Raw genomic sequence first — 18928 nt, 5'->3', positions numbered from 1 at the left:
TTCGGAAACGTGAGGGGGGGAGGCGCTCATAATGGCATCCCCGACAATTTGGCGACAAGCTCGGGCAGTTTCCGGGCGCCGAACTTTTCCAGAAGCCGCGCGCGGTAGGCCTCGATGGTGCGATAGCTCAGGCCCAGTTCTCCGCCGATCTCCTTGGCGGATAGCCCCCGGCACGACAGGATGGCCACTTCGCGTTCCCGCGCGGTCAACTCGACCAGTGGCCGTTCTTCGGAGATGTCAGAAAAGCTCCAGATTCCATGTCGAAACGGGTCATCAGGCGTCAGCGAGCGCCCGCGCGCCCGGCACCAGAACAGATCGCCATTGCGCCGACGCATGACGCGTTCATCCGTGTAGTAGCCCGTATCGCGCATCACCTGCAGACTGCGCGCGCCAATGCGCTCCCAGTCGGCCACGGACGGGTAGAGATGCAGCAGCGGCATGTTGCGATATTCTGCTTCTTCGCCGCCAAAGGTGCGCGCGAATTGCAGATTGCATCGCCGGATGATCCGGTTTTCCAACTCGACAAGGCCGATCGGCGCGTATTCGAATGCAGGGTCGCTCATTTCTGTATCGTGCCGGGATTTGTGGTGAAAATGAAGTGGTATGTAGAAATAGATCGAACGGGGATGCCTGTTGGTGAATATTTAACGAAACGCATGGTACGGTATAGCTTGTCAATTGTGTAAAGACTGTTTGATAATAGTGCCCTAAACTTCTTTTATTAATAATTTTATCTGAAAACAAATCTGGGATATACAGTAGCGGCAACCGAAGGGGGGATGCTGCAATTCGGGGTGTATTGACAGGAAGCCGTATCAGGGAACGTCGGCAGATTGCTGGTATGCGCCAGTCCGAACTTGCCCGGCAGGTCGGCATTTCGGCCTCTTACCTGAATCTGATCGAACACAATCGACGCCGGATCGGCGGTAAGCTGTTGGTCGATATAGCGTCAGTTCTGATGGTGGAACCTTCGGTACTGACGCAAGGTATCGAGGCCACGCTGATTTCAGCCCTGCGGGAGGCTGCGGCGGAATCGGTCGGCCATTCCGCCGAAATTGACGGGCTGGAAGAATTTGCCGGTCGCTTTCCTGGGTGGGCGAAGGTGCTGGCACAGATGCATCGGCGGGTCGTGTCGCTTGAACGCACGGTCGAAACACTGTCCGATCGCCTGACGCATGACCCGCACCTGGCCGCATCCATGCACGAGGTTCTGTCGACGGCAGCAGCGATTCGATCCACGGCAGCCATTCTGGTCGACACCCGGGATATCGAGGCCGAGTGGCAGGACCGGTTTCATCGAAACCTTCATCAGGATGCAGAACGTCTGGCCGACAGTTCAAAGGCGTTGGTGGCCTATTTGGATGACAACGACTCGGCAAACGATCGCAGGGGTGTGCCGCTGGAAGAGGCCGAGGCGTTCTTCTCGGATCATGCGCACCATTTCCCAATGATCGAAGAGAACGGAGCGACCGGCGAAATAGACCTCAACGCGCTTGATTCTGGTGCCGCCAGGGCCGTCACACGCGATCTTCTGGGGCTTTATGCACGGGACGCACAGGCCCTGCCGCTTGAGCCACTGAAGGCAGCCCTGGCTGATACAGGAACAGATCCGCTGAAACTGGCGGCGCGGTTTTCGGTCGACCACGCCACGGTATTGCGCAGGCTGGCCTTTTTGCCCAAAGACACGCTGACCCGCCCGACAGGCCTGGTGATCTGCGACGCCTCGGGAAGCATCCTTTTCTTCAAGCCGGTACAAGGGTTTGCCTTGCCGCGATACGGCGAAGCCTGCCCGCTGTGGCCGTTGTATCAGGCGTTGAACCGGCCATTGGTGCCGATCCGCAGGCGTGTTCTGCAACTTGGCAGAACAGCGGCAGAATTCGAGTGTCACGCGGTGGCCTGGCCCCACAGCATATCGGGTCACGAGGACGGGCCGGATTACCGGTCTGTCATGCTGGTGCAACCGGTCGAGTTTGCCGGAGACACAAGTAATGCAAGTGTCCGCGCCGGTCCCGGCTGCCGTGTGTGCCCAAACCCGGAATGCGGATCGCGCCGCGAACCGTCGATTCTGAGTGAAGGTTTTTGACAGTTTCGTAACATAGCGCTTAATCTGAATGTGACAGGTCGCCGGGCGCGTGGCCGGTCTCGGGGAGGAATTGCAAATATGAGCCGTAAGGTTCTGTTGATTGAGGATGAGCCGAACATTGCTGAGGCCATTCGGTTTTTGCTGACGCGTGAAGGCTGGCAGGTCGAAACCCATGCCGAGGGTACCGATGCGGTTGAAGTGATTCAGGGGGCAAACCCTGATCTGGTGATACTGGACGTGATGTTGCCGGGGAAAAACGGCATGGACATCCTGCGGGATTTACGCGAGCTGGACGAGATGAAAGCTCTGCCGGTCCTGATGCTGACTGCGCGGGGCCAGTCCCGCGACCGCGAAATGGCTGAAAATGCGGGGGTCAGCCGGTTCATGACCAAGCCGTTTTCCAATGCCGAAGTTCTGACAGCGGTGCGGGACCTGCACGCACAGGCCACCCGGACATGAGCCAGAGCGAAGACCATCAGCCGCCAGCGGGGCGGTCTTCGCTGTTTCTTGAACGTCAAGGCTATCGTCGGCGCAGGTTGATGGATGCGGCCCGGTTGCTGCCTGTTCTCGGCGGCGCCCTTGTTGCAATCCCGCTGTTATGGCCCTCGGTAGATAGTGCCGGGGCCGGTGTTCCATTGTCCTCGGCCATCTATTACATCTTTGCCTGCTGGGGGCTGCTTATTCTGGCCAGTGTGGGATTTGGATATGCGGCCAGGCGTTTGTCCCGGCGCGACGAAACCGAGGCGGATACGGATCAATGGCAACGCTGAACGTCCTGATCCTGGTCTGCCTGGGCTATGTGGTGTTGCTGTTTGGAGTTGCGTTCGCCGCCGACAGAATGGCGGCAGCGGGCAAGGGTAAATGGCTGCGTTCACCGCTGATATATACGCTGTCCCTGTCGATCTACTGTACCGCCTGGACCTTCTACGGTGCGGTCGGAAACGCAGCCCGTTCGGGGCTGGAATTCGTGACCATTTATCTGGGGCCGACTTTGGTGATGATCGGTTGGTGGTGGGGCCTGCGCAAATTGGTCCGGGTCGGACGCAGTCAGCGTGTGACTTCGATCGCGGACCTGATCTCCTCCCGCTACGGCAAGTCCAACACGCTGGCCATCTGTGTGACTATTCTGGCGGTACTGGGCGGCACGCCTTACATCGCGCTGCAACTACAGTCGATAACCCTGTCCTTTTCCATTTTTGCCGAAGCAGACCCCTCGGGCCTCTATCGCGAAGGTTCCAGTGTATTCTGGGTCGCCGCAGGTCTTGCCGTTTTTGCCATCCTGTTCGGCACACGCAACCTGGACGCGAACGAGCGACACCACGGTGTGGTGACGGCCATCGCGTTGGAATCCGTGGTGAAACTGTTCGCCCTGCTTGCCGTCGGTGCGTTTGTGGTCTGGGGCGTTGCGGGGGGGATCTCCCCGATGATGGAGCGTATCGACGCGTCGGATATCGGTCGATGGAACGTGGATGCGGGCCGATGGACCACTTTTGTTTTCCTGTCCGCCGCTGCCTTTGTCTGTCTGCCGCGCATGTTCCAGGTCATGGTGGTGGAAAACGATGACGAAAGTCATCTGCGAACCGCTGCATGGGCATTTCCGCTGTATCTGCTGCTGATGAGTCTGTTTGTCGTTCCGATTGCCGTTGTGGGGCTGGATCTGTTGCCCGAAGGCTCGAACCCGGACCTGTTCGTTCTGACCGTGCCGCTGTCGCAGGGCAATGACTGGCTGGCGATGCTGTCCTTTATCGGCGGGTTCTCCTCGGCCACGTCTATGGTGATCGTGACTGCGATGGCGCTGTCGACCATGGTATCGAACCATATCGTCATGCCAATCTGGCTGAGCACGCAGGAAGGTTCCGGTTCGGTTTCGGGTGACGTGCGCAACGTGGTGTTGATGTCCCGCCGGGTGTCCATCGCAGCCCTGATGGCGCTGGGCTACTTTTACTACCGGCTGTCGGGGGGCGGGGCGGCTTTGGCCTCGATCGGTCTGATTGCTTTTGCGGGTGTATCCCAGATTCTGCCGGCAATGGTCGGCGGCCTGTTCTGGCGCGGTGCCACTCGAACCGGAGCACTTGCCGGGCTCAGCGTTGGGTTCGTCCTCTGGATCTATACCCTGCTTCTGCCGGGAATGGGCGGCGCCATAATGCCTGACAGCGTTGTGCAGAACGGGCTGTTCGGTTGGGGCTGGCTGCGGCCACAGGCGCTGTTCGGGATCGAGGGGATCGATCCGATGGTGCATTCCGTTCTGTGGTCCATGTCGCTGAACACTGTTGCCTTCTGTATCGCCTCGTTGCTGAGCTTTCCCAGCCCGCTTGAACGCCTGCAGGGTGCGCAGTTCGTCAATGTCTTTGATCACTCCGTCGCGCCGGGTGGCTGGACCGGTTCGGTCGCTCAAAGCGAAGATCTGATGATCATGACCCAGCGGATTCTGGGCGCCGGTCCCGCGCAGGAGTTCTTTCAGTCCGAGGCCAGACAACAGGGCGGGCGCGCCGATCTGCCTGAACCGACGCCGGGGTTTCTGGAACGGCTGGAACGCGAGTTGAGCGGTTCGGTTGGTGCCGCTACAGCCCATGCCATGATCGGACAGATCGTTGGCGGTGCATCGGTTTCCGTCGAAGATCTGCTGGCGGTCGCGGACGAATCCGCGGAACTGCTGGAATATTCCAGCAAGCTTGAGGAGAAGTCCGCAGAACTCAGCCGCACGGCGCGAAAACTGCGCGAAGCCAACACGAAGCTGACGCAGATTTCCGAGCAAAAGGACACGTTCCTTAGTCAGGTCAGCCACGAATTGCGTACGCCAATGACCTCGATCCGGGCCTTTTCCGAGATCATGCGTGACACGGATGGGCTGAAGCGCGAGGAACAGACCCGATATGCCGCGATCATTCATGACGAGGCGTTGCGTTTGACTCGTTTGCTGGACGATCTGCTGGATTTGAGTGTTCTGGAAAGTGGCAAGGTCAGTCTGAATATGGGGGACGACACGTTGCGCTCGGTTCTGGATCGAGCGGTCGCCAGCGCGCTTGCAGGAACCGAAAAGACTCTGAGTGTGCGGCGGGTGCGTGGTGCTGAACGGATTCCGCTGCACACGGATCTGGATCGCCTCGCCCAGGTGTTCATCAACCTGATTTCGAACGCTCAGAAATACTGCGACGCGACCGATCCGGAACTGACGATTTCGGCTCATGACATTGGCGGTCAGGTGGTGATTGACTTCGTGGACAATGGCACTGGCATCCCCCCCGAAGCGCGTTCGGTTGTGTTCGAGAAATTTGCCCGCGTAGGGGTAGAAAAAGCTCAGGGGGCGGGGCTGGGTCTGGCGATCTGCCGCGAGATCGTGCAGCGGCTGGGCGGCGAGATCAACTATCTCGCGGGGCAGGGCGGGGCGGCGTTCCGGGTCAGCCTGCCGCTGGCCTACCGGCAGGCTGCGCAATAGCGGCCGTCTAAAGACATTCGTAACTTCGGCTGGGTTACACCTGAATCTGGAATTCGGAATCAGGTGCGAACAGGGCGATGACACAACCCGTCAATGCGGCTTTGGCGCGTAAGCTTGCAATCAGGCCGACCGAACCCGACGACACGCCCCGACCGGTCGTGCGGGCCCTCCGACTGGCACTGGCCAGGGCTGCGGGCGAACAATGGAACCTACCACTAACTGTAATCGGCGCAAAACAGACGACCTGCCCGCAGGACGGGTTGGCTGACCTGATAGGGAAAGACTGGCTTTTGCTGTTGTTTCGGGCGGAAAATGGGGTCATGGCTGCCGTTTGTCTGAACCCCGGCGCTGTGTCCGCGATCGTGCAGGCGCAAGCCTTCGGTGAGGTGCTGCCGGGTGAACCTCAGCCGCGTCCTTTCACTGAAACAGATGCGGCCATGGTGGCACCTCTGATCGAAGATACGCTGGCTCGGTCCGTCGATCTGGTCGCCTTGGCGTCCGATCAGGCGAGCCTGTCGGGGTTTGAGTTTGCTTCCCGCCTGCCGGATACACGGGCCTTGTCACTGGCGTTGGTGGAAGACAGATACCGCCTTTTCGACCTGACTGTGGAGCTGGGCGGAGGGGCGCGGCAAGGTCAGATGTGCTTTCTGCAACCCGAGCCAGCACTGGTTGTGGAAACCGGTGACGCGGCCATTCAGAAAACAGGGCCCCGACTGGATCAGGCGATCGGCGTTTTACGGGCTGAACTGAACTCCGTGATCTGCCGGATGTCGCTGCCCCTGACAACATTGTCGGAATTAAAGGTGGGCGATGTTGTTCCCCTGACCGGCGCAAGGCTGGACCGTACCAGGCTCCTGACGATTGACAAAAGCCCCGTCGCTGTCGGTCGTCTGGGTCAATGTGGGGGAATGCGCGCTGTTCGGCTGAATGAGCAAGGAATTACACCTGTTCCCGCCGATGCGGCAGCGTTGGCATTTCTGGAAAGCAAGCCCGACGAAAAACAGTCGATCCCCAAAGATCCAACCGCACAAGTCGATGCGGTTGAGGCCTCCTTGCCAAGAGACACGCGTTTGCTGACATCAGCCGATGCGGAACTGAATTTTGAGGACACGGACCAAATGGCCGCCGAGATATCCCAGCTTGCTGGATTGACCGGGCCGGAAACCGACCCGGGCCATAATTTCTGATCAGCTTTTTTCCTGGCGCATGTGATCCAATGCCGGACGCAGGTTGTCCAGCATGTAACCTGCATTGGTTGTAGCGGACAGGATGTCATCCGTGCTCATCCGATCACATTGTCCCAGCGCCCAGACCACCGAGCATCGCGTGCCTGATGCGCAATAAGCCAGAACCGGCCCGCTGCAGCTTTCCGCCAGTTCACGTTGAAGCGCCACGTTCTCGGGGGTCATGGTCTGGTGTGTCAGTTCCAAAACCTCGTATTCCATCCCTGCATCGCGAACTGCCTGTCCGATGGCGTCAGACTGCATGTTCGCCGGAACTTCGATGTTGGGCCTGTTGCAGATGACTTTAGCAAATCCAGCCGCAGCGATAGCTGGCACATCCTCGACCGTGATTTGTGGCGAGACGGCATAGCGGGGGGTGATTGGTCGAATCTCCATTCTGATTGCTTAGGCCGGGTTTGCGGTTCTGTCCAGTTGCGAACCAAGGGTTGGAGCCATCAACATTCCCGTGATCATTGCGACCATAAACACAACGCCGCCAACCCCGCCGTAGCTGAGCGACGCAATGGCCGGGCCCGGGCACAATCCGGCCAGCCCCCAGCCGGCCCCGAACAGAACCGATCCAATGATCAGACGGCGATCCAGTTCCGACGAAGGTGCGGTCGGAAACTGCCCACCCACCAGAGGTGCGCGGTTGGTCGTCAGCTGCCAGGCAACCAACATAGGCAGAATTGCACCTCCCATCACAAAGGCCAGGGTCGGATCCCAATTGCCGAACACGTCCAGCCAGCCTTGCACCTTGGTGGTGTCCGTCATGCCCGAGATCAGAAGGCCTGCCCCGAATAGAGACCCGGCAATCAGAGAAATCAAAATACGCATCAGATCACCCCCCAGACGTGCCGCAGCAGGGCAATCGTCAGCCCGCCCGCAGCGATGTAGACAATCGTGGCAACGATCCCACGCGTTGAAAATCGCGAGATGCCGCACACACCGTGCCCGGAGGTGCAGCCGTTTGCGATCCGGGTGCCGACACCAACCAGAAGGCCGGCGGCTATCACAACCGCGATGTTTCCGGTCAGATGGGTTTCAGCTTGCGGATTCATCAAGGGGCGAAGCAATGCCGGTATGGCGACAACACCGGCGATGAACGCCAAACGCTCGGTCATTCTGCCGCTGCGATCCACCAACCCGCCAAGGATACCGCTGGCGCCCATGATGCGGCCGTTTCCCAACAGATAAACCGCGGCGCCGAGCCCGATCAGAAGGCCTCCGGCGAGGCCCCATATCCAGTCTGCATTCATATTGTTTTGCCTTCTTCTAAGCGCCTGTACGCGTCAAAGCTTGTTGAGGGGCAGCTTCAGAAATACGTCGCCTTTTTCGTCCGCAGGCGGCATCTGCCCGGCCCGCATATTGACCTGTAGCGATGGCAGGATCAGCCGGGGCATCGCCAGTGTGGCATCCCGCGCATCCCGCATTTCCACGAATTCTTCGATGCTGCGTCCCTGTCCGATATGTACGTTCAGCGCCTTTTGCTCGCCCACGGTTGTTTCCCAGGCAAACTCGTCGCGTCCGGGTGCCTTGTAGTCATGCCCGACGAAAATCCGGGTTTCATCCGGCAAGGACAGGATTTTCTGGATCGAGGCATACAGCATTTCCGAGGAGCCGCCTGGAAAATCGCAACGTGCGGTTCCGAAATCGGGCATGAACAGGGTGTCCCCGACAAAAGCCGCGTCACCGATCACATAGGTCATGCAAGCCGGGGTGTGCCCGGGCGTATGCAGAACGTCGCCCCGCATCTGGCCGATGTGAAAGCTGTCATTTTCCGAGAACAGAGCGTCGAACTGACTGCCGTCGCGTTGGAATTCCGTACCTTCATTGAACACCTTGCCGAACGTGTCCTGCACCGTGACGATCTGGGCGCCTATCCCGATCTTTCCGCCCAACTCCTGCTGCAGATAGGGCGCGGCCGACAGGTGATCCGCATGCACATGGCTTTCCAGAATCCATTCGACTTTCAGTCCGCCGGACCTGACGTATTCGATGATCCGGTCTGCCGAACCCGTGCCGGTCCGCCCCGATGCATGGTCAAAATCCAGCACGCTGTCGATAATTGCGCACGCAGTGCCTTCGGGCTCTTGCACGACATAGGATACGGTGAATGTATCCGGATCGAAAAAGGCTTTCACTACTGGTGTCATGCACACCCCCATTAAACGTATCACATATCATATAGTAAATTCGGAATGTGATGCAATCATCAATTCCTTGTTGATGTCGGTCAAGGCATTCTGACTCGGAACCGCATAAAATTCATGCAGTGCGCGCAAAGTGGCGAAATCTTCCCCGGGAACCGGCGGGAATCCGCAACCTTGGGTGGAAATGTTCTGAAAGTCGCAATACCGTTACTTACTACGCATATCTGCAAGACTGGCACCATTTGGGAGGATGGAAATGTCGAAACAGAATCTCTACTCAGAAGCTGAACAACTGGAGCGTCAATTGCAGGGTGCATGCCTTGAAACACGACTGGCCCTTCAGCCCTCCGTCAGCAAAATGATTGACCGTCTGCATCAGCGGGGGCTGCATGTGCCGTCCCGCCTGAAGCGTCTGGATGCGTCGCTGTGCGAAGACGCCATGGAAGCGCGCTTCGACAACCTGCCAGTCTGAGCTTAGTTGGTCATCCGAACGAGATGCCGAGGATGACCAGCATCAGCCCGATCACCGATAAAAACAATGAGGCGAGGTTCCACGGCAGAACGCTTTGAACAGCCGCGCGCAATTCATCATCCGAAAGACCGGCCTTGCGCGCCTTCATCACGCGCAGAATGCACCAGACCAGCCCGGCCAGCCCCGCCAGCGAAAGAGCGGCCCCGCTCCATGTGATGAGTTCGAACATGGGTTTCCACATATTGCCTTTTTCTCAAGCTGCGCTTAGCGGATCAGGCCGGATGGCACAAGCCTGGCCCGCTATTGGGTGCTTGCGGCCCGGACGGCACCGATGTATCCGGCATATTGCCCGATGTCACAGCATCAGACCGCAGCCTCTGGGAGAGACGTAAATGGAAGACATGACCGAAGATCAGGCCACCGCCAACTACCGTGTGACGGCGGGTGAATTGCGCCAGTTCATCGAACGGTTCGAGCGCCTCGATGCCGAAAAAAAAGACATTGCCGAACAGCAAAAAGAGGTGATGGCAGAAGCCAAGGCGCGCGGCTACGACACCAAGGTCATGCGCAAGGTAATCGCGCTGCGCAAACGGGACAAGGACGACATCGCCGAGGAAGAGGCGGTTCTTGAAATGTACAAAGAAGCTTTGGGTATGAGCTAGGCTCAGAACCACGGGGTTCTGTGCTGCCATTCTGCTCGGGTCTTAGGGGGAAGCCCGCGAATTTCGGGCTGTCGCAGCGTTCAGGCGCAGTGTGGGTCTTCAATCCTTGCTAACGTAAATCATCAAACCCAATACGAGGTTCACCCGCGGTGGTAGCACCCCATACCTGATGACTGCTACCCTTGGCCGACCATCAGGGTTTCAGAAAGCGAATGCCCGGCATGGATTGAATTCGGGCTAGGTCCTGTTCGTAAAGCTCGGAAAACGCTTCGACTATATCTGCGCTCCAGCCGGGCAATTCCAACTCCTCTTCAACCTCTTCAGGCAATGCGTGTGTTTCAAAGATCCCGGCCAGTTCCTCGCGCAGAACATGCTTGTCGGGTTGAGGGTCCTGACGGATCAGCGCCAGAACCTCGCGCTTGCCGGGTTCCGTCAGCAGGGAAGAGAGGAAGGCATATTCATCCTGCATCACCACATCGTCGTCTAGCCCGGCCATCGCGCGCAGCACATCCCCCCAGATCAGAGGCGTATCCTCGTTGCACCAAAGCGTTATGCCGACCCCGGGTGCAAGATCGCGAATATCTTCTATCGTGCTGAGCCAACTCAGGCAGCTCAGATCGGTGTCCCGGAGGATCTGATCGCGACGGTCTTGCGGAAGTGCCGCTAGGGTTTTCGGAATGAAGCTTGCGGGATTGATCAGCCCGAAAAACAACTCGACCTGATCATTTGGGAAGGCGTGTTCCAGGATGGCCATGCGTTGCCCGGCCGCAGGATAGAACTGTCCATCCTTTATGGCCTCGACCGGCTCACCGATGAAATCCGGGCTGGTGAATATTGTTCGCTTAGTGTTTTCGTCATCCGGCAGTATTTCCATAAGCCGGACAAGCTCATCAGTGGAAACCGGATGCGATCCTATCGCGTTGAACACAGGCCGAAAAACCTGTCGATAGCGCCGTGGTCCAACCAGAGACACCCCATGCGCAGACAGGATGTTCAAATTCGCCTGCAATGAGTTCAGCAGCCGACCATCGTCCGCAAAAGCTCCGCCTGCGTGAATGACAACCTGCATCTTTCCGTTTCAGCCCTTGCGTCCCCATGGTGCCCTGTCGGGTTACAGCCTGCAGCAACCACAGTCAAATTCGCAACGGGGAACAGCGGTGCAGTTATCAAAACGTTCTGGGATAGATTTCTATGCGGGCAAAATTTGTGGGTTGCAGTCCCTTTCCGGAGAGAGTAATCGGACGTCAGCGCCCCTATAGCTCAGCTGGTAGAGCAACTGATTTGTAATCAGTAGGTCCGCGGTTCGAGTCCGTGTGGGGGCACCAAAAATCCTAATTTATCAAAAATATAACAATTAGTTAATGTGTTTTTGCTAATTTTTATCCACCCTACTAGCCACCCTTTTGATGGTTGAGAAATATTTCTCAAGGCCTGCGCGTTTGGACAAAGTATGAGAGCGCAAGGTTCAAAGAGGCTAAGCCAAAAAACCTACAAATTCATAACTATCATTCTAAGTCACCGAGCGAACCTGTTTTCGATCATACCCTTCACGACGTCAATTGCGTCGGACCAGTTCAGTCTCTGCTCGACCATCATGGCCAAACATCCCCGACTGAACTAATCAATTGTGTTCGGCGTCCGAAAAGCATTTCCGTCCCCGGAGATTTTCTACGAGGCCAATCCTGCAAAGCCTTGCTCCTACAATTTAGACAGTGCTGTACAAATAGAAAAGCCCGCCGAGCGGAGCCGGCGGGCTTAGAACGATAGCGTTGTTCCGGTGAGTGGTTATCGCTCTAAACTTTGAAATTCACATCCCATTATTTTTGATCTCACGACTTTCTCAACCTACCAATTAGACTAGACTTGCACACACTTTGCTGGCCTTAAGTATTGCTAGTTCATACAAGGTCCTTACTGTTGTTGGGAAACTTAAAGAGATTGTGGAAACTGTAGCCTATCAACCTGTTCGCGAGTGTCCTTTGTGTCTTTCTTTAGTCTACCAAGGGCAATCTCTAGAGAGGCCACATCAGCCTTCGTGGCAGTTATTCGCGTAGTCTCGATTGATTTTGTCAATGAGCGAAAACCGAACAATGCAGCGGCTCCATTTAGCTTATGCAAGTGGGAGGAAAGCTCACTTCTTTCGCTTAAATCGGTGATCCTCTCATGTTGTAAAAAGAAATCTGACATCTCTTGGAAGAAATCCAAAATAGCTTTTCGCATTTGCTTTGCACCTAAGGTACCACCCAGCTCTTGGAGTATGTTACTGTCGATTAAAGGAGTGCTAGGCTGCCTAGTGTTTGAATATATGGGCTCCCCCAGCAAGACTCTCTTGAGATCACTCAGGCGAATCGGCTTGGTCGTGTAACCGTTCATTCCAACGGCCAAGGCTTTTTTTAGGAGTGCATCTTCGTTATAAGCAGACAGACCATGAATCCGACAAAATCTATTCACTCCCTTGGAATTCCTGATCATTTTGGTGAGTTCGCATCCGTCAATGTCCGGTAGACCAACGTCCATGAGAATAACGTCAAACCGCATACTTGTTGCCATTTTGTATGCGTCGGCCGCAGAGGTCGCAGAATGGACTCTGTGGCCCAAGCTATTCAACATTTCGCACAAGACTGAATTGTTGACGACGTTGTCTTCGACGACAAGGACGCTTAGTTTTTTGGTGTTGGGCAAGGTGAAATTTGAAGCTGTATGATCGTCTTCAAGCACGTTTTGCGGCTGTTCTTCCACTTTCATCTGAGGAAGCTTGAGAGTGAAATGACTTCCGTGCCCCAAATGCGAATCTACAGTGATATCTCCCCCCATTAACCTTGCAATTCGCCTTGAAATTGAAAGTCCGAGTCCATCTCCTCTAGATAATCGCCCTTTCACCGGTGCACGGGTCACGTAGTCACCGAATATTTCTTCAAGCTGATCCGTAGGAATTCCATCTCCGGTATCTGAAACAGTCAAGACTAAGTTTCGAGCCTGCTGTGCGTCTTCGAACTTCATCTGGACACTGACAATTCCGGTGGAAGTGAACTTGATCGCGTTTCCAACAAGGTTTGTAACAATCTGGCCGAAGCGTACTTCGTCGGCGATGAAAGTACCAAGCAAGCTTGGGTCGAGATCAGAGTCCAGCTTCAGCCCCTTCTCGGCAGCCAATGGTTCAAGAACTGCAACGACTTGAGATACCTTTTCGTGAGGGTTGAACGAAACTGGTGAGAGAACCAAAGCGCCGGATTCTATTCTAGTAATATCAAGGGCTTCGTTAATCTGCTCTAGAAGAACTTCTCCGGATCCCGCAGCCACTTCCAAAAAATGGTTCTGCCTTTCGGTAAGATCTGTGGTTTTGAGTAAGTCCAGAACTCCTAGAATGCCAGTTAGTGGAGTCCGCATCTCATGGCTCATGACTTCCAAAAACCGCGATTTTGCGCGATCAGTTCGCTCTGCTCTTTCTTTAGCCTCCAAAAGCGCTTGCTCGTTACGTTTTCTGTCACTTATGTCACGTAGATATACTGCGACCAAGTCTCCCGCGGCGTTCGATACCCTTGTGACATTGATTTCAGCAGGAAACTCATCCCCGTTGCGTCGAGTGCCCACTATCTCAACCCGATTTCTTTTAGTGAGCCCTGAGATCAGGTTGGGACCCTTGTTGTCATCAAATCTGCCGCTTTGGTCAAAATGAGCTCCTGGAAGAATTGTGCTCTTGATGTTTTTGCCAAGAACTTCCCCTTTCCTCCAGCCAAATACTCTCTCCGCAGCGTTATTGAACTCTACAATTTCTCCCTTTTCATTGCCGATCACTATGGCATCGAGAGAAGCGGAAACCGTCGATTCCAATCTGCCAGTTGTCTCCCGAAGCGCAAGATCGCGTTCCCTAGAAATCTGCAACGATCTGTACAAAAACAAAAGTACGGCGGCCAACACGAAAACAACCGAAATAGCGACCAAACCAGCGTTTCTTAGTGCAGATGAAAACTTTTGCCGACGAGCCTCCGTTCTTTCTGCTCCGATGATAATACCCAGCAACGCGAGTTCACGTGCTGCCGGTTGATAGAGAGACGCCAAATCGGCGAGTTCACTAACATTGACGGGTGCATCATAGTTTTGAGTTAGCCGTGTAGCCTCCTCGGCGAACTTTTTTAGTTGTTCCAGCAACTCTGATGCACGGCTATCGCTTTCGATTATGTCTCTTGCGATTCCGTGGCTTACAAGATCAATCCGGCTTAAAGTGATCTGTGTTTGTATTACGGTTCTCAGAGAGTCTGGCCTGTACCGCGAAGCTTCTTCCAGCAAAACGGATCGCAAATTAGCGAATTCAGTATCCAGCTGTAGAACTGTCCATTGGGCATTCTCATTGCCGGCAGTCGCTAAAGCCCGCTGTTCAATCCAAAGGCTTCTTCCCAAGGCAACTACGACTGCCACAAGAACCAAAACAGTCGCGGGAAAGACGAGCCTGGCTAGACCCCCTATCATTCGACCCTCCAAAACAGTTTCTCCAGACAGCCAAGGAACTTTCGTAATTCATTCGAGAAGTTCAATTGTTTGCAGTTGCCAAATTGCACGTGAATAGTTCGACTCAGTCTTGTAGTCGGGCCTATCGTCAAATGGAAACATGACCCAATAAGGTCCTTTTTCGCGAACCGACATGGTTGATCCGTCAACTCGGGTTGCGATAATCGGTACTTCTGCCTCTAGCTCGGCAACAGGTATCTTCACCGAATAATCATTCAAAGCGGACAGTTTAAGCTGTTGAACTTCGGCATCGAGGTATTGAAGCAAGCTGGCAACCGGAACACCGCTGAATTGGTTAACTCCATCTGTCCAGATTGTTGAAGTTGAAAAGGAAACCTGTTTCATTGTGTCTAGATCTTCCAATGAGAGGTTTTTCTGTTCTCCTCCGGCAAATACAACTGTCAACGGAATTTGGTCTTGCGCTCTGACCGTTGAAGAACACACTAAGGCGACAGCAGTAGTGATGCTAAGGAAATTTCTTGAACTCATAGAATTGGCCTCCCTGGAAGCATGATGTTACTGTGGCGTTGTCACTGCTTCGAGCGTCGAACAGCGAATGAATGAACCTAGGTCGATCGTTGCTTGTGGCATAACAGTTTTTTCTCGGGGGCATTCCGTTACTTGATGAGTACCATCTTAATTGCCGATGATCATCAACTGGTTCGCGATACATTGGCCACCTATCTGGCCGAAAAAGCTGGGTTTGAAGTAAAGGTAGCTGCAAGTGCAGAAGAAGCTTATGTTGTGATTTCTGCCTTCAAAAACATCGACCTCGCGATTCTGGACTATCAGATGCCAGGTATGAACGATCTGGAAGGACTGGTTCGACTCAAATCACGTTTTCCAGACCAAAAAACAGCCATTATTTCCGGTGTCGCCTCCCCTGAAGTTGCTGACAGAGCCATTGAACTTGGGGCACTCGCTTTTTTTCCAAAGTCCATGCCAGTGGATTTGATGCTCGACAGTATCAATGAACTTACCGGAGATAGGTCGATCGCGCGCTCAGCAGGCATTCAACAAAAGCAGCCCGGTGCTTTCCCAAAGGACTATGGCCTGACAATTCGGGAACAACAGATTCTTGACATGCTTGCATCCGGCCAATCCAACAAATCGATAGCACAAGACCTGCTACTAAAAGAAGTGACGGTAAAATTTCACGTCACGAACATACTTGGAAAACTTGGAGTGAGTAACAGAACTCAAGCCGCGTTGCTTGCCAAGTCAAGTTCACACTCTCGGGGATAGTAGGCCCAAATAAAAGCAAACGGACTTGATGTTATACTCAACCCAAATTGCAGCCCGCGCAACGATCATTCAGGCGATCAAGTTGCCGGCACTGTCTTGGTTCAACCTAACAAAAATTCTTGCGGCACGTTTGGAATTTTCTAGCTCAGAACAAGGTCAAAAGGCACACTTATGGGTTGGCTAAATGGCCCCAATCAACGGATACTGCCCGGAATCCAGCAAAGAATTAGTCGCTCCACCTAACAAGTAGAGGAGCGACCAGAACAATCTAAAAATCACAACCACTCACAGATTGCTACTTTAGTATAGTAATCGAACGCAGCTGAAGCGAGAAAAAACTCACAGATCGTGCGATTTCAAAAAAAGGACGTCAGACGAATTGAACCATTCTCGGTTGGGCGGGCATAGTAGCAATTGATGGTCCTCCGTTTCCTAAACATAGCGGTGGACCAGTACAGGTGGCAGGCTCAGAGTGCACAGCCGGGAATGCCTGGCTGCCGTCGTGGACATATCCATTTGGGGGCGCGCACGTGTCACCCGTGAGTTGGATCGGATCGCTGAGTTGCGTGGCTATCCTTGCCTGGTAGTCTCAGATAACGGCACCGAACTGACCTTAAACGCGATGCGCAAGTGGCAAGGAAATCGCAAGGTCGATTGGCACTACATTGCGCCAGGCAAGCCCATACAAATCGGCGTGGTCGAGAGCTTTAACGGAAGGATGCGTGAGGAGTGCCTCAACGAACACCTATTCCAGTCTCTGCGCCATGCCGGTCGCACGATTGCTGCATTGCGCGCCGACTACAATCGCAACCGACCTCTTTCTAGCCTCTCGGGCCTGACGCCACACGAATATGCTAACCGGTCAAAGGAAGACCAAAACCTGAGCAGAGCTAACCTAAATTAGCAGACTCGAAGGGGAGCAGTTCATTTTACGCATCAGAAAGCTTGAGCAAACGGCTCGTGGGGACATAGTCCTCTGCTCTCAGTACACCTTTTGGGGCATGGTGCGACGCGCCGAACTCGCACCCCCTCATTGAAATCGTAAATCCTCATCAAGGCGCGCCGCTCCACACTGCTACTTGTTCGGGTTGTTCAAATTGGGTCGGTGGAATGAAAAATGCGGTTGTGCTCTGACATTAAAAAACCGCAATTCAATTCTCCAGCGAGCTTTTTGGGGCTCGTGGGGCGGCACGCCGAACCCAACAACCCGCTCATAACCGGTCGCAATATTCGGAATGCGCAAAAATCAACGCGTGCCACCCACGGTCAGAGGATTGCATGGTGGCAAAATTATGCCCGCTGCTCGTTACGAAACTTACTGTTTGCCTTTTGGAAACAGACTATTTCGCCAGATTTTGCAATGCTACGGGAATTCCCCAATTTCGAGGATTGGGTGCTCAAGGTAAGTTGTCTTCAACGGAACACTTCTACCACTCCGGAATTCCCCCTTGTGAGAGAGGGGCTGGCTCTTACCCCCTCGTCCAGCCCCTCGCTCCACCCATCACAAAGCTATCAATTGCGACAGGTAGTATGCTTGATCTGATTGTAATTGGCAGTGCATATCAGCTTCACGGTCTGGTCCACTCGCTTTTTTCGAGGAGTTCGAGGTGTGCGACACTCGGGTCGCGTTGTTTCAGAAGCCATTTCGTACTATTTTCTTAAATCTCGTTGAACACTTTTTTGGTTTAGAGTTGCAGCGTTCTGCGGCTTTTTCTGATCGGCGTTGTTGTGATTTCGCTGTCCGCGGCTGTCTCTTGAACGAGGTACTTCAGGTCCGATTTTGATAGCGATGTAGTCGGTCCCTCCCGGCGCACCAGTTGGCGACGTGCTGTTCTAGATTGAAGGAAGTAGAAGCGTCAATGTCAGCAATTCCATAGTAGATGTCGGTATCTTACTAAAAGTCCGAGCGAACTGCTTGCACAAGGTCCTGCTGACATATCAGTCGCCGAAATCAACTATGCGGTTGTGGGTCGTAAAGGTTCAACTCTCGCTGCGCATCATCAGCGGCGGCGAGACAGGCACAGCAGAAAAACGAACGGTACTAGTTGGCCCGCGCTGCAAGCTAGCTAGAGGGGACAAGAGCAACGCGGGCCCCCCGAAGGGTGGAAGTAACATGTAGTTAGCGTGATTGCCTGACCCGGCTCCGCGTCGCAGCGCCGCAGGCAAGAAAAATCCGCGCTGCTGAGGGATGGGATCATTCGCGGCGTAGGGTTGCTCCGCAATAACCCCCCGACAAGGCGTGCCACGGCGCGCAAGATCAGGAAAAGAGTACCGGCCCAATCCATCAAGCCAAAGGCCTCAATATCCAACGTGGCGCCAGCCAACAGGAAGAACGGGATGATGAATGGCCATTGAATGTGCTCGATCTCATGAAAAGCACGGTCATGATGGTGGGCAAGATTTCCGACAACTGCGCCTGCAACCATGCCTGATAAAAGAAACGAAACCTTCAGCAATAGCGAAAGACCCGCTGTCAGAAAGACGAAACACACCGCTTCGGCTTTCAGAGGCTCTCCCGTTTTCAAGCGCCCGGTCAGACAAGCGGATGGCACGCCAATCCGGCAAGGATGAGGACACCAAGGGTAATCAGAAAGACGGCAACGTGCACATAAAACCAAGCGTTAACTTCTTGTCTAGACTACTCAAACTCCGACCCTGCCTTGTAGGAACTGATGTCGGAGCGAATGCGAATATCCTTACACGGTCTGAACCGAGGATCCTAAGAATAAGAGATATTGATCTGTATTAAGGCGGATGCCCACCGCAAGTGGCACAATAGGTCAATCAGGGAATGAGGAGGAATTTTCGATGTCGACAAAGAAGTCCAAGTCATATTACCCGGCTTCACTCGTGGACGTTTTCAAGAATATGCAGCCGCCCATGTCTGGCAATCTGGCCTTCGGTGCCCAGATCGAACAATTCTGGGACGCGCAAGAAAAAATGCTTGAGGAAACAGAGGCCTTTGCGCAGCATTGGTTCGAGCGGCGACATGAGGCGGTCCGAACGGCCCTGCAAGCTGCGCGAGAAGTGTCTTACGCTAACCCGTCGGAACCGTCGAAAGCCCTTCAGAGTATGGCGGAATGGCAGCGCCACTCGACGGAGCGATTGGTTGCTGACGCGCAGGAATGGTTCGAAACCGTGGCCCGTT

General features: G+C 54.6%; 19 protein-coding genes, 1 tRNA gene and 1 pseudogene. 11 read left to right on the top strand and 10 right to left on the bottom strand.

Annotated features, from left to right (window positions below; all coding sequences use genetic code 11):
• Positions 1-26: 26 nt before the first annotated feature.
• On the bottom strand, positions 27-563 hold the full coding sequence (locus ACR1XU_RS16855; protein WP_170614692.1) for a LuxR C-terminal-related transcriptional regulator: 537 nt from the start codon (positions 561-563) through the stop codon (positions 27-29).
• Positions 564-841: 278 nt separating this feature from the next.
• On the opposite strand from ACR1XU_RS16855, the gene ACR1XU_RS16850 reads away from it, so the two are divergent.
• The 5 genes from ACR1XU_RS16850 (at position 842) to ACR1XU_RS16830 (ending at position 6706) form a co-directional block, all read left to right on the top strand.
• The gene (locus ACR1XU_RS16850) at positions 842-2083 is read left to right on the top strand and encodes a short-chain fatty acyl-CoA regulator family protein (protein ID WP_480915638.1); all 1242 of its coding nucleotides are present in this window, start codon (positions 842-844) and stop codon (positions 2081-2083) included.
• 78 nt (positions 2084-2161) lie between these two features.
• Positions 2162-2542 (top strand): response regulator transcription factor, encoded by a 381-nt coding sequence (locus ACR1XU_RS16845; RefSeq protein ID WP_170680831.1) that lies wholly within the window; start codon positions 2162-2164, stop codon positions 2540-2542.
• Positions 2539-2853: a hypothetical protein gene (locus ACR1XU_RS16840; RefSeq protein ID WP_170807953.1), complete on the top strand. Its 315-nt coding sequence runs from the start codon at positions 2539-2541 to the stop codon at positions 2851-2853. The genes ACR1XU_RS16845 and ACR1XU_RS16840 overlap by 4 nt, the downstream gene beginning before the upstream one ends.
• Complete coding sequence (locus ACR1XU_RS16835; protein WP_170614689.1) at positions 2841-5519, top strand: ATP-binding protein; 2679 nt, start codon at positions 2841-2843, stop codon at positions 5517-5519. Before ACR1XU_RS16840 ends, ACR1XU_RS16835 begins: the two co-directional genes overlap by 13 nt.
• 77 nt (positions 5520-5596) lie before the next feature.
• Positions 5597-6706: a FliM/FliN family flagellar motor C-terminal domain-containing protein gene (locus ACR1XU_RS16830; protein ID WP_480907473.1), complete on the top strand. Its 1110-nt coding sequence runs from the start codon at positions 5597-5599 to the stop codon at positions 6704-6706.
• Here the strand turns inward: ACR1XU_RS16830 and ACR1XU_RS16825 are convergent, their stop codons facing one another.
• The 4 genes from ACR1XU_RS16825 to ACR1XU_RS16810 are packed head-to-tail and all read right to left on the bottom strand — an operon-like array spanning position 6707 to position 8898.
• Entirely contained in the window at positions 6707-7138 is a 432-nt protein-coding gene (locus ACR1XU_RS16825; protein ID WP_170807956.1) for a TIGR01244 family sulfur transferase, read from the bottom strand.
• Positions 7139-7147: 9 nt separating this feature from the next.
• The gene (locus tag ACR1XU_RS16820) at positions 7148-7579 is read right to left on the bottom strand and encodes a DUF6691 family protein (RefSeq protein ID WP_170807957.1); all 432 of its coding nucleotides are present in this window, start codon (positions 7577-7579) and stop codon (positions 7148-7150) included.
• A complete protein-coding gene (locus ACR1XU_RS16815) occupies positions 7579-8001 on the bottom strand; it encodes a YeeE/YedE family protein (protein ID WP_321254338.1) in 423 nt (140 codons plus the stop codon). The genes ACR1XU_RS16820 and ACR1XU_RS16815 overlap by 1 nt, the downstream gene beginning before the upstream one ends.
• 33 nt (positions 8002-8034) lie before the next feature.
• Positions 8035-8898 (bottom strand): MBL fold metallo-hydrolase, encoded by an 864-nt coding sequence (locus ACR1XU_RS16810; protein WP_170619544.1) that lies wholly within the window; start codon positions 8896-8898, stop codon positions 8035-8037.
• A 253-nt stretch (positions 8899-9151) separates the two neighbouring features.
• Here ACR1XU_RS16810 and ACR1XU_RS16805 point away from each other — a divergent pair, with 253 nt between their 5' ends.
• Complete coding sequence (locus ACR1XU_RS16805; RefSeq protein ID WP_170614683.1) at positions 9152-9367, top strand: hypothetical protein; 216 nt, start codon at positions 9152-9154, stop codon at positions 9365-9367.
• A gap of 10 nt (positions 9368-9377) precedes the next feature.
• Here the strand turns inward: ACR1XU_RS16805 and ACR1XU_RS16800 are convergent, their stop codons facing one another.
• Complete coding sequence (locus tag ACR1XU_RS16800) at positions 9378-9596, bottom strand: hypothetical protein (RefSeq protein WP_170614682.1); 219 nt, start codon at positions 9594-9596, stop codon at positions 9378-9380.
• 163 nt (positions 9597-9759) lie between these two features.
• Here ACR1XU_RS16800 and ACR1XU_RS16795 point away from each other — a divergent pair, with 163 nt between their 5' ends.
• Positions 9760-10029, top strand: coding sequence for a DUF2312 domain-containing protein (locus tag ACR1XU_RS16795; protein WP_170614681.1), 270 nt, complete (start codon positions 9760-9762; stop codon positions 10027-10029).
• 193 nt (positions 10030-10222) lie between these two features.
• Here ACR1XU_RS16795 and ACR1XU_RS16790 read toward each other — a convergent pair whose 3' ends face one another.
• A complete protein-coding gene (locus tag ACR1XU_RS16790; RefSeq protein WP_480907469.1) occupies positions 10223-11098 on the bottom strand; it encodes a hypothetical protein in 876 nt (291 codons plus the stop codon).
• A gap of 180 nt (positions 11099-11278) precedes the next feature.
• Here ACR1XU_RS16790 and ACR1XU_RS16785 point away from each other — a divergent pair.
• Positions 11279-11354 (top strand) — tRNA-Thr (locus ACR1XU_RS16785).
• A gap of 604 nt (positions 11355-11958) precedes the next feature.
• Here ACR1XU_RS16785 and ACR1XU_RS16780 read toward each other — a convergent pair.
• Both ACR1XU_RS16780 and ACR1XU_RS16775 read right to left on the bottom strand, forming a co-directional pair.
• Positions 11959-14496, bottom strand: coding sequence for a hybrid sensor histidine kinase/response regulator (locus ACR1XU_RS16780; protein ID WP_480907467.1), 2538 nt, complete (start codon positions 14494-14496; stop codon positions 11959-11961).
• Between the two features lie 48 nt (positions 14497-14544).
• Positions 14545-15024, bottom strand: coding sequence for a molybdopterin-binding protein (locus tag ACR1XU_RS16775; protein WP_170617483.1), 480 nt, complete (start codon positions 15022-15024; stop codon positions 14545-14547).
• A 135-nt stretch (positions 15025-15159) separates the two neighbouring features.
• Here ACR1XU_RS16775 and ACR1XU_RS16770 point away from each other — a divergent pair, with 135 nt between their 5' ends.
• On the top strand, positions 15160-15780 hold the full coding sequence (locus tag ACR1XU_RS16770; protein WP_480907465.1) for a response regulator transcription factor: 621 nt from the start codon (positions 15160-15162) through the stop codon (positions 15778-15780).
• Between the two features lie 478 nt (positions 15781-16258).
• Positions 16259-16684: pseudogene (locus ACR1XU_RS16765) on the top strand (integrase core domain-containing protein); the annotation flags it as partial.
• Positions 16685-17846: 1162 nt separating this feature from the next.
• Here ACR1XU_RS16765 and ACR1XU_RS16760 read toward each other — a convergent pair.
• Positions 17847-18272: a cation:proton antiporter domain-containing protein gene (locus ACR1XU_RS16760; protein ID WP_480907570.1), complete on the bottom strand. Its 426-nt coding sequence runs from the start codon at positions 18270-18272 to the stop codon at positions 17847-17849.
• Between the two features lie 316 nt (positions 18273-18588).
• Between ACR1XU_RS16760 and ACR1XU_RS16755 the strand changes: the two genes are divergently transcribed.
• Positions 18589-18928, top strand: a 340-nt coding sequence (locus ACR1XU_RS16755; RefSeq protein WP_480907463.1) for a hypothetical protein, incomplete at its 3' end; no start/stop codon positions are given.

The organism is Ruegeria sp. D1(2025) (assembly GCF_056536425.1).
Note: the sequence above shows the minus strand (reverse complement) of the source record. Positions and strands in the feature narration are given on the sequence as shown.